The organism is Pseudomonas sp. EA_105y_Pfl2_R69, from assembly GCF_963970915.1.
Taxonomy (GTDB): domain Bacteria; phylum Pseudomonadota; class Gammaproteobacteria; order Pseudomonadales; family Pseudomonadaceae; genus Aquipseudomonas.
The window spans coordinates 407,091-420,073 of the sequence record NZ_CAXAOO010000001.1; the positions used below are offsets into that span (position 1 = coordinate 407,091).

General features: G+C 65.2%; 14 protein-coding genes. 2 read left to right on the forward strand and 12 right to left on the reverse strand.

What is annotated here, in order from left to right:
• Positions 1-7 precede the first annotated feature (7 nt).
• From AACY13_RS01805 to AACY13_RS01830, 6 genes are read right to left on the reverse strand one after another with little or no spacing between them, the layout of a single operon-like run.
• A complete protein-coding gene (locus AACY13_RS01805) occupies positions 8-1,708 on the reverse strand; it encodes an acyl-CoA synthetase family protein (protein ID WP_339458823.1) in 1,701 nt (566 codons plus the stop codon).
• Positions 1,705-2,250, reverse strand: coding sequence for a hypothetical protein (locus AACY13_RS01810; RefSeq protein WP_339458825.1), 546 nt, complete (start codon positions 2,248-2,250; stop codon positions 1,705-1,707). The genes AACY13_RS01805 and AACY13_RS01810 overlap by 4 nt, the downstream gene beginning before the upstream one ends.
• Complete coding sequence (locus tag AACY13_RS01815; RefSeq protein WP_339458826.1) at positions 2,250-2,510, reverse strand: acyl carrier protein; 261 nt, start codon at positions 2,508-2,510, stop codon at positions 2,250-2,252. The genes AACY13_RS01810 and AACY13_RS01815 overlap by 1 nt, the downstream gene beginning before the upstream one ends.
• Positions 2,511-2,521: 11 nt before the next feature.
• Complete coding sequence (locus AACY13_RS01820) at positions 2,522-2,782, reverse strand: phosphopantetheine-binding protein (RefSeq protein WP_339458827.1); 261 nt, start codon at positions 2,780-2,782, stop codon at positions 2,522-2,524.
• Entirely contained in the window at positions 2,757-3,572 is an 816-nt protein-coding gene (locus AACY13_RS01825) for a lysophospholipid acyltransferase family protein (protein WP_339458828.1), read from the reverse strand. Before AACY13_RS01825 ends, AACY13_RS01820 begins: the two co-directional genes overlap by 26 nt.
• On the reverse strand, positions 3,545-4,207 hold the full coding sequence (locus AACY13_RS01830) for a beta-ketoacyl synthase chain length factor (protein ID WP_445262529.1): 663 nt from the start codon (positions 4,205-4,207) through the stop codon (positions 3,545-3,547). The genes AACY13_RS01825 and AACY13_RS01830 overlap by 28 nt, the downstream gene beginning before the upstream one ends.
• A 291-nt stretch (positions 4,208-4,498) precedes the next feature.
• Here AACY13_RS01830 and AACY13_RS01835 point away from each other — a divergent pair, with 291 nt between their 5' ends.
• Positions 4,499-5,269, forward strand: coding sequence for a ParA family protein (locus AACY13_RS01835; protein WP_339458831.1), 771 nt, complete (start codon positions 4,499-4,501; stop codon positions 5,267-5,269).
• A 58-nt stretch (positions 5,270-5,327) separates the two neighbouring features.
• Here the strand turns inward: AACY13_RS01835 and AACY13_RS01840 are convergent, their stop codons facing one another.
• The 5 genes from AACY13_RS01840 to AACY13_RS01860 all read right to left on the reverse strand — a co-directional run bounded on the left by AACY13_RS01840 (position 5,328) and on the right by AACY13_RS01860 (position 10,460).
• Positions 5,328-6,128, reverse strand: coding sequence for a universal stress protein (locus AACY13_RS01840; RefSeq protein WP_339458833.1), 801 nt, complete (start codon positions 6,126-6,128; stop codon positions 5,328-5,330).
• Between the two features lie 88 nt (positions 6,129-6,216).
• Positions 6,217-6,660, reverse strand: a complete 444-nt coding sequence (locus AACY13_RS01845; RefSeq protein ID WP_339458834.1) for a YiiD C-terminal domain-containing protein — start codon at positions 6,658-6,660, stop codon at positions 6,217-6,219.
• Positions 6,661-6,767: 107 nt separating this feature from the next.
• Entirely contained in the window at positions 6,768-7,202 is a 435-nt protein-coding gene (gene trxC / locus AACY13_RS01850; RefSeq protein ID WP_339458835.1) for a thioredoxin TrxC, read from the reverse strand.
• Positions 7,203-7,262: 60 nt separating this feature from the next.
• Positions 7,263-8,540 carry a bifunctional O-acetylhomoserine aminocarboxypropyltransferase/cysteine synthase gene (locus AACY13_RS01855; protein ID WP_339458836.1) on the reverse strand — a complete coding sequence of 426 codons (1,278 nt, stop codon included), beginning with the start codon at positions 8,538-8,540 and terminating at the stop codon, positions 7,263-7,265.
• Between the two features lie 123 nt (positions 8,541-8,663).
• Positions 8,664-10,460, reverse strand: coding sequence for an SLC13 family permease (locus AACY13_RS01860; RefSeq protein ID WP_339458838.1), 1,797 nt, complete (start codon positions 10,458-10,460; stop codon positions 8,664-8,666).
• A 233-nt stretch (positions 10,461-10,693) separates the two neighbouring features.
• On the opposite strand from AACY13_RS01860, the gene AACY13_RS01865 reads away from it, so the two are divergent.
• On the forward strand, positions 10,694-11,392 hold the full coding sequence (locus tag AACY13_RS01865) for an aspartate/glutamate racemase family protein (RefSeq protein WP_339458839.1): 699 nt from the start codon (positions 10,694-10,696) through the stop codon (positions 11,390-11,392).
• 72 nt (positions 11,393-11,464) lie between these two features.
• On the opposite strand, the gene selO is transcribed toward AACY13_RS01865, so the two are convergent.
• The gene (gene selO, locus AACY13_RS01870) at positions 11,465-12,925 is read right to left on the reverse strand and encodes a protein adenylyltransferase SelO (RefSeq protein WP_339458840.1); all 1,461 of its coding nucleotides are present in this window, start codon (positions 12,923-12,925) and stop codon (positions 11,465-11,467) included.
• Positions 12,926-12,983: the final 58 nt, after the last annotated feature.

The window sequence follows — 12,983 nt, forward strand, 5'->3', positions numbered from 1 at the left end:
GGTGTGTTTAGACACTGGCAGCCCCCAGCAGAATCCGTCCGGAGGAGCAGGCGGCTTCGCCATTGCGGTAGGCGAAGTACAGCTTGCCGCGCGCCGCGTCGAAACGCAGGCTCAGCTGCAGCCGATCGCCGGGGCGCACCAGTTGCTGGAATTTCAGCACTTCCATGCCGCCGAAGCGTGGCGGCAGATCCTCGATCAGGCGGCGCGCCAGTTGCTGCGCCCAGTCGACCTGGACCACGCCCGGGAGTATCGGGGTTTGCGGAAAGTGGCCGGTGAAGTGCGCGAGATCCAGCGGCACCTCCAGCTGCAGCTGCCATTCGCCGTCCTGCTCGACAGCCGACAGCGGTTCCACCTGGGTTGGCCGTGGTTCGGCCAGCCGCGCCTCGACTTCGGCCTGAGCCAGCTTGCCCTGGCTGTTGTAGGGCAGCTGAGCGAGCAAGCGCCAGCGTCGGGGCAGGGCGATGGCTTCGCAATGGCCGGCCAGATGGCGACGCAGGGTTTCGGTGACGGTCTTGCGCCCCTGGTTGCGCAGCGCATGCAGACCGGCCGGGCTCAGGGCCACCAGCGCGCCGAGGTAGGCGCGGCCTTGTTGGACCACGCCCAGGCGCGCATCGCTCAGCCATTCGTGGCCACTCAGCGCCTGTTCGAGCATGGGCAGGGAGATGCGCTTTTCTTCCAGTTTGATAATCCGGTCCAGGCGCCCGCGCAGGGCGAAGCGGCCATCGGCCTGCAGTTCCACCGCATCGGCGGTTTGCTCGCGGTGGCCGGCCGGCAGGTAGGGCGAGGTCAGGTGCAGCGCCCCTTCGGCGTTCTGTCCCAGTTCGACGCCGGCAAAGGGGGTCCACAGATCAACGCCCTGACGCCAGGCGATGCCGCCGGTTTCCGAGCTGCCGTAGATTTCCGTGGGCCATTGGCCGAGCAGGCCTTGCAGTTCGGCGGCGGTTTCAGCCGGCAGCGCGCCGCCGGAGGAAAATACCTGGCGCACCGCCCTCAGCGCCGGCCAGTTGAGGTTATTGCCCATTCTTTTCAGTAGAGCCGGGCTGGCGACCCAGGCGAAGTCAGTGCCGTAGGCCAGGCTTTCGCGCTGCAGGTCTTCGGGAAACGGCTGGGCGCGGCGCAGAAAGACGCGGCCGGCGCACAGCGGCCAGAGCACGCGAAACAGCAGGCCGTAGATATGCTGGGTGGCGACGCTGCCGAGTATGGTCGCCTGGCCCAGTTGCGCGCCCCACAGCTGTTCCAGGGCCGTCACTTCATTGGCCAGCTGGCGCAGGGATTTGTCGATCAGCTTGGCCTCGCCGCTGGAGCCGGAGGTGCACAGGGTCAGTCGGCACTGGTCGAGATCGAGCGGGGTGGGCGGCAGCGCAGCGCTGTCTGCGTTAAGCAGGCCGCCGAGCGTAGCGACGCCCGACGTAGCGACGCCCGAACTGTCCAGCCATAGGTCGCACTGCGTACTCATGCGCTGGCGGGTCTGCGGTTGGGCGTCGGCCGGCAGCAGCACGGTAATACCGGCGCGCCAGGCGGCCAGCAGGGCGATCGCCAGTTCAGCGGCATCGTCGAGGTACAGGGCCAGGCGCTTTACGCCACGGCTTTGCAGCTCAGCCGCCAGTAGCAGGGCGTGCTGGCGCAGCTGGGGATGATCCATGTCTGCAGTTACTGCGCGACCTGGGTGGGCGTCGAGCAGCAGGTGCTCGAGGGGCAGCCAGTTCATTCATGTCTCCTTACACGCTGGCGCACCAGCCATTCGCCGGCAAACAACAGGCCCATCAGGCCATAGGAAATCAGCCCGGTGTACAGGGTCCACCAGCTCAGCGGGGCCCAGACATTCAGCGCCACCACCACCAGGCCGTTGGCCAGAAAGAACCCGGCCCAGACCGTGGTGACCAGGCGCGTGTAGCGTATCGCCACCTCCGGCAGCTGCGGTTCGCTCAGACGCGCCAGGCGCTCGATCAGCGGCGGGCCGAACTTCAGACTGAGGCCGAACAGCGCCAGTAACAGGGCGTTGAGCAGCACCGGGTACCAGCGCAGCAGTGCGGGCTCACCGGCCAGGCCCAGCAGCAGGCAGAAGGCCATGGCTGCGCCAGCCATCCAGCGGTTGCCGGGCTTGCCGCGCTGGCTCAGGGCGCGGGCCAGCCACAGGCCACCGAGCAGCGCTGCGAACAGGCGTGGCGACAGGTGCTCCATGCCGTAGTACACGGCAAAGGGGTAGAGCAGCCCCGCCAGCAGCAGGAGCAGGCCCAGTAGGCGACTCATTATTCGGCAGCGGGCGTATTGACCAGCTGCAGCACCGCCTCGACCACGTCGCCGACGGTGCGTACCGCCTTGAACTCTTCGGCGGCGAGCTTCTTGCCGGTCTGGCGCTTGATGTGGTCGATCAGGTCGACCGCATCGATGCTGTCGATCTCCAGGTCCTGGTAGAGGTTGGCGTCCAGGGTGACGCGCTCGGCTTCCAGTTCGAACAACTCGACCAGGGCGCCCTGCAGGGTGGCGAAAATATCTTCACGGGTTTGCATCGGTGGCTTCCTCAGGCGGGCTGTTGCGATGACACGAATGCCGCCAGGCTGGCTACGTTGGCAAAGTGCTTGCGGGTGTCTTTGGCTTCGGCGTCGATCTTGATGCCGAAACGCTTCTGTATCGCCAGGCCGAGTTCCAGGGCATCCACCGAGTCCAGGCCCAGGCCTTCGCCGAACAGGGTCAGGTCGGCGGCGATGTCTTCTGCGGCCATATCCTCGAGGCCGAGGGCGTCGATGATCAGGTGCTTAATTTCCAGCTGCAAATCGCTCATCTTTGGCGAGCTCCTTAATAAAGTGTTGATGCAGGGCATCGTTGAGTTTGCGCGAGGCAACTGGAGCGGGCCCCAGGGTGTGGAAGTGTTGCGGGTCGATATCCTCGCCTACGCGCAGGCGCAAGTGGAAGCGCCGCGACGGAATGCTGTACCAGGGCTCGGCCTTGGTCAGGGTGGTGGGGCTGACACTGATCGCCACCGGGGTGACCACGCGCGCGCCGCGAATGGCGATGGCCGCCGCGCCGCGGTGAAACTGCGGGCTGTGCCCCGGCATGGTGCGCGTGCCTTCGGGGAAGATCACCAGGGTCTGGCCGCTGTGCAGGGCAGCGGCCGCCTCGTCGAGCATGTCCATGCTGCCGCTGTTGCTGATATAGCCGGCGGCGCGGATCGGCCCGCGCATCGAGGGATTGTCCCACAGGCTCTGTTTGACCACGCAGTTGGCGTCGCGAATAAAGGCGATCAGCACCACCACATCGATCAGCGAGGGGTGGTTGGCGATCACAAGTTGCCCGGGGCGACCGAGGCGTTCGATGCCCTCGACCTCATAGGTCAGCACGCCGCTGCGGTACATAAAACGCACGAACAGGTAGAAGGTCTTGCTCACCACCGCGCGGGCGCGGGTGCGCCGGGCCAGGGCGTCGCCCGGCAGCAGGGCGAGCAGGGGGAAGATCAGCACGCGCAGTAGTACGCCGCCGAGGCCGAACAGGCTGAAGCTCAAGGCCGTGGCCATCAGCCGCCAGACATAGGGCGCGCTGTAACGGCTCAGGCCTTGTTGCGAGACCATATCCATTGCCGGCTCTTCCAGTGATGTTGCAGGGAGGTCTGCCCGCTGCACAGGGCGCGTACCAGATTGATCGCATGGGGCCACTCGCTGGCCACACCGGTGGCGCTGCGCAGCTGCAGTTGCCAGTCGCTGCCCGCCGTCAGCAGCAGGGCGACCGCGTAGGGAAAGGGCACATCGTCGATATAGGGGGCGTACAGCGCGGGCGGGGTTTCCTCGCAGATGACCAGCAGCACCGCCGGTGCCCCTTCGGCGAGCAGTCCACAGGCTTCCAGCACGGCATGTTCCAGGCCATCGCCGGCGGCGGCCAGGGCGGTCATCTCGCTAGTGTCGCCACGCTGGATCGACCACAGGCCGATAATCGCGTTATGCACCGAGAGGCTGAACTGGGTCGGCGACAGCGGTTCGCCGTGGGCCAGGTCGGTGAGAATGGCCAGGGTGCGCGGGGTTTCGCCGTGGCGGCAGGCGAAGACCATGGGCATCGGGCCCTGTGCTTCCGCCAGAGGCCAGGCGACATGGAAGGCCATGCGAGCCAGGCGGCTCAGGCGGCGGCGCTGCATGGCCGGGAGAAAGCCTACGTCGGGCTGTGCATCGCTATCAGGCAGGCGAGACGGGGTCCGATGCCAGGCGCACCAGTCGTCCATGCTGTCCAGGCCGGGGGCCCAGGCACGCCATTTTTCGATCCTGAATTCGGTCACGAGGGAGGCTCTTTCCGGCCCTGTATTGGGTGTCATGTCTGTTGTCGTCAGGCATGCCAGCGGGGGCATTGGCAATGCGCATGGCGAGGTGCCGGCATTATCCTGTCCGCGGCGGCCCTAAGCAAATCGGCTGTGTGGCGGTCTGACCGGAGGTGTCGGCTTGTTTGCCGAAAATCTCCCCCTTGTCATGTACTTTGCATAGAATTCACCACCATTTCGGTGCTCAGGGGGTGTTTCATGCGGCGGGTGATCTTCAATCAGAAGGGCGGGGTGGGTAAATCCAGCATTGCGTGCAACCTGGCGGCGGTGAGCGCCTCCCAGGGCTATCGCACCCTGTTGGTCGATCTGGATACCCAGGCCAACTCCACCCATTACCTGACCGGCCTGAGTGGCGACGACATCCCCATGGGTATCGCCGAGTTCTTCAAGGGCACCCTGAGCAGCGGTCCGTTCGCCAAGAAGGGCACTGTGGACATCTACGAGACGCCTTTCGACAACCTCCACGTGGTCACCGCCACCGCCGAGCTGGCTGACCTGCAGCCGAAGCTGGAGCAGAAACACAAGATCAACAAACTGCGCAAGCTGCTGGAAGAGCTGGGCGAGGATTACGAGCGGATTTACCTGGATACCCCGCCGGCTCTGAATTTTTATACGGTTTCGGCGTTGATTGCCGCCGATCGTGTGTTGATTCCCTTCGATTGCGACAGCTTCTCACGCCAGGCGCTGTATGGCCTGCTGCGCGAGATCGAGGAGCTTCGGGAAGACCACAACGAAGGCCTGGAGGTCGAGGGCATAGTGGTCAACCAGTTCCAGCCGCGGGCCACGTTGCCGCAGCAACTGCTCGACGAGCTGATCGGCGAGGGCTTGCCGGTACTGCCGGTCAACCTGATGAGTTCGGTACGGATGCGCGAGTCGCACCAGGCCTGCATGCCGCTGATTCACCTGGACCGCAACCACAAGCTGACCCAGCAGTTTGTCGCGCTGCATGATCTGCTTAACGCCAGCTGACGGGACGGGACACTAAAAAAGCTGCCGAGGCAGCTTTTTTAGTGTCTGCGCGACGACCCTAGCGCACCACGAGGATGTCGCAGGGGGCCTTGTGCAGAAAGTGCTGCGCCAGGCTGCCGAGCAGGGCTTGCGACAGCGCGCTGCGGCCATGGCTACCGAGTACCAGCAGTTCGGTCTCCTGGGTTTTCAGGTGCGACTGCAGGCAACGCAGGATGCCGCCCTGTTGTACCGAGTGGCTGAGGGTCGGGCCTTTGGCCGGCAGGTTCTGCTGTTCGTCCTGAAGCAACTGGTCGATCAGAGCCTTCTGCGTGGCCAGTTGTGCTTCGACCTGCTGCTGGGTGCCCTTGTCCGGCTCGAACACATGCAGGGCGTGCAGCTCGGCGGTTTCCGGCAGCAGGCGGTAGGCCTGGCCCAGGGCGCTGCAGGCGCACAGGGAGAAGTCGATGGCCGAGAGGGCGCGCCGGTAGGGCTGGAAGTCGTTGCGGGCCACCAGCAGCAGGGGCACCGGGCAATGGCGCGCGATGCGGTCGAGGCTGGTGCCGGAGAAGAAGTCATGGCGCTGATGATGCGCGCCGAGTACCAGCAGGTCGTAAGCGCCTTCGGCCAGTTGCTGCAGCACCACTTCCGAGGGTTTTTGCCCGCTGCGGATCAGCAATTTGGTGGTGGGCGGGGCGTATTGGGTCAGGCTGCGATCCAGGGCCTGCTTGGCCTGGTCGTGCTCCTGGCTGCTCTTGCTCGGGTCGAGCACATGCAGCACGGTCAGCCTGGCGTTGAACTGCCTGGCTAGTTGGGCGGCACGGCACAGGGCCATATCGGCAGTGTCGCGTAGATCATGGGCGATAAGAATGTGCGTGGGCATGGTCGGCTCTCTCCTGCCGATACCTGTCGGCAAATTTATTGTGACCTCGAGTAATAGCTGCACATTTGACCCAGAGCAAGGCCAAGGTTCAGCGTGCGCGTAATTGATACAGCCCGCTACTCTCGGCAACTACTTCACCACCGTCATCGGTCAGCTGCAACTCCAAACGATACTCGGCTTTGCCCTGTTCTGTGACCTGTTTTTGCAGACGCTGGATTTCCTCGGCGGCGAGCCGCGCCTCGACCCGAATATCGCCGGTTGCCGGGCGGCGAAAACGCAGATTGAGCTCCTTGACGATGGGGTAAAAGCGCTGGGCATCGAAGCTGGTAAGAAACAGCGCGCCGCCGGGGATCTCGGCCAGGGTGAACAGTGCGCCGGCGTACATGCTGCCGATATGGTTCTGGTTGCCGGCCAGCGGCATGCGCAGGCGCACGTGGCCGGGTTCCAGTGCCTCGGCCTTGAGGCCGCTGCGCTGGACAAAGGCGATCTGTTCTTCGGTGAGCTGGCGTACCAGTTCGATAGGCATCGACATGCTTGGCTCCACACTTATTGTCGTGCAGCCAGCCTAATGGTTGGTCGTTGGCAGGGTAATGACCGCGGCGGCGGTGCGGGATTGACCGATCCGCTCAGTGCGGCCTGTCAGATGCCCTGCTGACGCAGCCAGCCGAGCAGTTGCGGCAAGGGCAGCGCACCGCTTTGCCGAGCGACTTCGACGCCACCCTTGAGCAGGATCAGGCTGGGGATAGAACGAATGCCCATTTCCGCGGACAGCTGCGGGTTGGCTTCGCTGTCCAGCTTGGCCAGGCGGCAGTGGCCTTGCAGCTGGCCGGCAGCCTGCTCGTAGATCGGCGCAAAGCTGCGGCACGGGCCGCACCAGCTGGCCCAGATATCGATCAGCAGCGGCAGGTCGCCCTTGTTCTGTGCAGCGAAGCTGGCCTGGGTCAGTTCGAAGGGCTTGCCGGGCAGCACCTCGGCCTTGCAGCGGCCGCAGCGTGGCGCATCGCTCAGGCGTTCGCTGGGGATGCGATTGAGGCCGTTGCACTGCGGGCAGGGGATCAGCAGGGGATTGGACATGGACGACTCCAGAGGCGGTTATCCCTTATCTGGAGTCGCTTGCGCGGATATCAAGGGTGATCAGCCTGCGGCGGCGTCCAAGGCCTGGGTCAGATCGGCGAGGATGTCGTCGCTGTGCTCGATGCCGATCGACAGGCGCACCATGTCGCGCGGTACGCCGGCGCGTTCCAGCTCTTCGTCGTTGAGCTGGCGGTGGGTGGTCGAGGCCGGGTGGCAGGCCAGTGATTTGGCGTCGCCGATATTCACCAGGCGCACCACCAGCTTGAGCGCATCGATAAAGCGCGCGCCGGCTTCCTGACCGCCGACGATGCCGAAGGAGAGGATCGACGCCGGCTTGCCGGCGCAGTAGCGCACGGCCAGGTCATGCTCGGGATGATCCGGCAGGCCGGCGTATTTGACCCAGGCCACCTGTGGGTGGTTTTGCAGGTAATGGGCGACCTTCAGCGCGTTCTCGCAGTGGCGTTCCATGCGCAGGGCCAGGGTTTCCAGCCCCTGCAGGATGAGGAAGGCATTGAACGGCGATAGCGCCGCACCCGTGTTGCGCAGCGGCACTACGCGGCAGCGGCCGATAAAGGCGGCAGGGCCGAAGGCTTCGGTGTAGGTCACGCCGTGGTAGGACGGGTCCGGCGTGTTGAGCAGGGGGAAGCGCGCCTTGTTGTCGGCCCAGGGGAACGTGCCGGAATCCACGACGATGCCGCCGATGCTGGTGCCGTGACCGCCGATGTATTTGGTCAGCGAGTGCACGACGATGTCGGCACCATGTTCGAAGGGGCGGCAGAGGATCGGCGTGGCCACGGTGTTGTCGACGATCAGCGGCACGCCATGGCGGTGCGCGGCAGCGGCCAGCGCCGCCAGGTCGACGATATTGCCGGCCGGGTTGCCGATGGATTCGCAGAACACCGCCTTGGTGCGCTCGTCGATCAGCGCTTCGAGGGCGGCGATGTCGTCATGGGCGGCGAAGCGGGTCTGGATGCCGAAGCGCGGCAAGGTGTGGGCCAGCAGGTTGTAAGTGCCGCCGTAGAGTTTGGCCACCGAGACGATGTTGTCGCCGACCTCGGCCACAGTCTGGATCGCGTAGGTGATGGCGGCCATGCCCGAGGCCACGGCCAGCGCGCCGACGCCGCCTTCCAGCGCTGCCACGCGCTCTTCGAGCACGGCGTTGGTCGGGTTCATAATGCGCGAATAGATATTGCCGGTGACTTTGAGGTCGAACAGGTCGGCACCGTGCTGGGTGTCGTCGAAGGCAAAGGAACTGGTCTGATAGATCGGCACCGCCACCGCCTTGGTGGTCGGATCGGGGCTGTAGCCGGCGTGGATGGCCAGGGTTTCCAGTTTCATGCGCACGTTCCTTCAGGGCAGATTGAAAGATGCGCAGCATGGACAAAGCAGCCAGGCCCGGTCAATGCGCTGGAGCAATGAAACGGGCCCTGGTTGAGTGCTATATGTTCACGGCTTTTGCCGCTACACCGGGGTCAGCGGGAAGAACCAGGGAATCACAAAGCTGGCCACCACCCAGAGCAGCAGGTTGAGCGGGATGCCGACCTTCATAAAGTCGGTAAAGCGGTAACCGCCGGCGTTGTAGACGAAGGTGTTGGTCTGGTAGCCGATGGGGGTGGCGAAGCTGGCGCTGGCGGCGAACATCACCGCCACCACGAAGGCGCGCGGATCGACCCCCAGGTGCTGGGCCATGCCGATGGCAATCGGGGTGACCAGCACCGCCACCGCGTTGTTCGACAGCATCTCGGTGAGGATCGAGGTAAACAGGTAGATAAAGCTCAGCATCAGCAGCGGCCCGGCCCAGGGCAGCCAGTCCATCACGTTCTGCACCAGCAGGCTGACCAGGCCGACCTTGTCCATGGCGATGCTGATGGCCAGCATGCCGAAGATCAGGCTGAGAATCTTCCAGTCCACCGCCTTGTAGGCGTCCTCGACATCCAGGCAGCGGGTCGCCAGCACGGTGACTGCGCCGATGATCGCCAGCCCCTCGATGGGCATCAGGCCGAAGGCGGCGAGGAGCATGACCGAGAGCGTGGCGATGATCGCGATCGGGGCCTTGTCGCGGCGGAAGGCGCGTTCCTGCACGGCGTTGAGGCTGATCAGCTCGCCGTTGTCGGCGAAGCGCTTGATCTGCGCCGGCGTGCCTTCCACCAGCATCACGTCGCCGAACTGCAGTTCGAAATCGTCCAGGTTGCCCTGGATATTCTCGTCCTGGCGGTGCACGGCGAGCACCGCGATGCCGTAGCGTGCGGTGAGGTCGAGGTCGCGCATGGGGCGGTGGCTGTAGCGCGAGTTGCGCCCGACTATGGCCTCGGCCAGCACCACGTCATGGCTGCTGATGGTCTCGAAGGCGTCGCTGCGGTTGAAGGTCAGGTGGCCGCTCTCGCGCAGTTCCACCACATTCTTGACCTGGCCGTGCAGCACCAGACGGTCGCCGCTGACCAGCAGGGTGGTGGCGGTGGGCTCGGTCAGCTCCAGGTCCTCGCGGAACAGCTTGAGCACCTGCAGGCCGCTGCCGCCGTTGAGGTTGGCCTCGTGCAGGGTCTTGCCGATCACCGGCGAGTCGTGGGGCACCAGCAACTCGGTCATAAAGGTGCGGTCCAGGTCCGGGCGCAGCTGCTTGGACAGGGTCTCGCGCTCGGGCAGCAGGTGGCGGCCGATGGTCAGCAGGTAGAGCATGCCCACCGTGGCCAGGATCAGGCCCGCGCCGGTGATCTCGAAGATGCCGAAGGGCGCGAGGCCGGCCTTGCGCGCCACGCCGTCGACCAGGATGTTGGTCGAGGTGCCGATCATGGTCAGGGTGCCGCCGAGGATGGTGGCGTAGGACAGCGGGATCAGCAGCTTGGACGGCAGGGTGCCGGCGCGCCGGGCCAGGGCGATGGCCACCGGGGTGAGGATGGCCACCACCGGGGTGTTGTTCAGGCAGGCGGAAATCACCAGGGCGGTGAGGGTCAGGCCGGTGAGTACGCGAACCGGGCTGGTGCCCACCAGATTGCCCAGCCAGTTGCCCAGGGCGTCGATGCAGCCGGTGCGCTCCAGGGCGGCGGACAGCACGAACATGCAGGCGATGGTCACCGGTGCCGAGTTGGACAGCACGCTGAGCACTTCGCCGGGGCTGAGCAGCTGGCTGATCAGCAGGGCGGCCACGGCAATCGCCGCGACTATGTCCGGGCTCCACTTCTCGCGCACGAAGGAATAGAGCAGCCAGACCAGCAGGGCGGCCACGAAGAGCAGAGGCAGGGGCAGCGAGTCCCAGAACATGAATGTCCTTAACGTGCGAATCTGAGGTGTCGGGCACGCCAGATCAGACGGGGCGGCCACACAAGGCGGAGAAGATAAGGCTTGCTGCTTAGAGAGTCTAAGAATGTTTGGAAAGGTTTATATGCCTTTTCGATTTAATAGAAAAGGCTGTACCGCCGGCTCTACCGCGCACTGTGCCTGTGCGCCGGGTCGGTGGCGGATTAGGCTCAAGGCTTTATCGAGTGGGAGGTGATATGCGACAACTAGGCATTCTGGGCGGTATGAGCTGGGAGTCCACGGCCAGCTATTACCGCCTGCTCAATCAGGGCGTGCGCCAGCGTCTGGGCGGTCTGCACTCCGCGCCCCTGGTGGTGCATTCGCTGGATTTCGCCGAGATCGCCGCGCTGCAGCAGCAGGGCGACTGGCCGGCTGCCGGGCAGATCCTGGCGCAGGCGGCCCGGGGCCTTGAGCGCGGCGGGTCGACGGCCCTGCTGCTGGCGACCAACACCATGCACAAGGTGGCCGGGGCCATCGAGGCGGCGGTCGATATCCCCCTGCTGCATATCGGCGATGCCGTCGGCCAGGCCCTGCAACGCCAGGGCGTGCGCCGCGCGGCCCTGCTCGGTACGCGCTTTACCATGCAGGAGGATTTCTACCGCCAGCGCCTGGCCGAGCGCTTCGCGATTGAGGTGATCACCCCGGACGCGACGCAGATGGCGGAAATCGACCGGGTGATCTTCGCCGAACTGTGCCAGGGCCGGTTTCTGCCCCAGGCGCAGGCGTTCTATCTGGACTGCTTGCGCGCGTTGCAGGAGCAGGGGGCCGAGGTGGCCATTCTTGGCTGCACCGAAATTGGCTTGCTGCTCGATGGCCTGGACGCGCCGCTGCCGCTGCTCGACAGCACCGAGTTGCATGTGGCGATGGGCTTGGAGTGGATGTTGGGTGGTTTGTAGGGTGGATGGCGCTCTATCCATCCACCGGGGCAGTTGGTGGATAAAAAGGCGTCACCCACCCTACTGCTCTGTTCAGGACGAACAGCTGATTTCCAGATGCTTGCCCCACTCCGGTGGGCGCTGGGCGTAGCGCTCGAAACCGGGTTGCTCGTCGAAGGGCCGGCTGAGCACCTGATGCAGTTCGCGCACAGGGCCATAGTCGCCCTGTTCGGCGGCCTCGATGACCTGCTGGGCCAGGTAGTTGCGCAGGATGTACCTGGGGTTGGCGGCATGCATGCGGGTGCGCCGTTGTGCCTGGTCGTCGCCCTCGCGGGCGCTGCGTGCCAGGTAGTCGGCGGCCCAGGCATCGAAACCGGCCAGGTCGGTGAAGTCGTCACGCAGGCGCGCCACGGCCTGTGCCGGCGCGCTATCGCCGAGTTCGCGGAAGAACAGGCTGTAATCCACCGCGCTGCTCTGCAGCAGTTGCAGCAGGCGCTGCACCAGGGCTTCGTCGTCGTCATCGGCGCTGAGCAGGCCCAGGCGCTTGCGCATCAGGTCCAGGTAATGGGCCTGGTACAGCGGCAGGAACAGGCCGAGGGTTGCGCGCAGGGCCTCCACCTCCACCAGCGGGGTCAGGGCCTGGCCGAGGGCGGCGAGGTTCCACTGGGCGATGGGCACCTGGTTGCTGAAGCTGTAGCGCCCCGTGTCGTCGGAGTGGTTGCAGATATGCTTGGCGTCGAAATCATCGAGGAAGGCATAGGGGCCATAGTCGAAGGTGATGCCGAGAATCGACATATTGTCGCTGTTCATGACCCCGTGGCAGAAGCCATAGGCCTGCCAGTGGGCGATCAGTTCGGCATTGCGCTCGACCACCTGACGGAACAGCGCCAGGTAGGGCTCGGGTTGCTCCAGGCAATCCGGGAAATGACAGGTGAGGACATGCTCGCCGAGCTGCCTGAGCTGCTCATGCTGCTGGGTGTAGTAGAAGTATTCGAAGTGGCCGAAACGCACATGGCTGGGGGCCAGGCGCAGCAGCATGGCCGCACTTTCCTGCTTCTCGCGCCATACCGGGGTGCTCGAGCCGGTCACGCACAGCGCCCGCGAGGTGGGGATGCCGAGGGCATGCAGGTGTTCGCTGGCGAGAAACTCGCGGATCGAGCTGCGCAGCACCGCACGGCCGTCGCCCATGCGCGAGTAGGGGGTCTGCCCGGCACCCTTCAGGTGCAGGTCCCAGTGCTGCCCGGCGTCGTTGACCACCTCGCCCAGCAGCAGGCCGCGGCCGTCGCCCAGGCGCGGGTTGTAACCGCCGAACTGGTGCCCGGAATAGACCATGGCCCGCGGTTCGGCCGCGTCCCACAGCTTGTGCCCGGAGAACAGCTGGGCGAACACTTCGCTGTCGGCCTCGGCCGGATCGAGATCGAGCAGGGCCATGGCCGCCGAGCTGGCGACCACCAGGCGCGGCTCGGCGATAGGTTCGGGTAGCACCTCGGTGGAAAAGGCATCGCCGAGACGGGCGAAGCGATTATCGAAGGTCAGCTCGGTCAACGACTTCAAGGCAGGACTCCAGGCAGTGACGCCACCGAGCCAGGGCTCGGCGGCGGGTGGTCGGCGG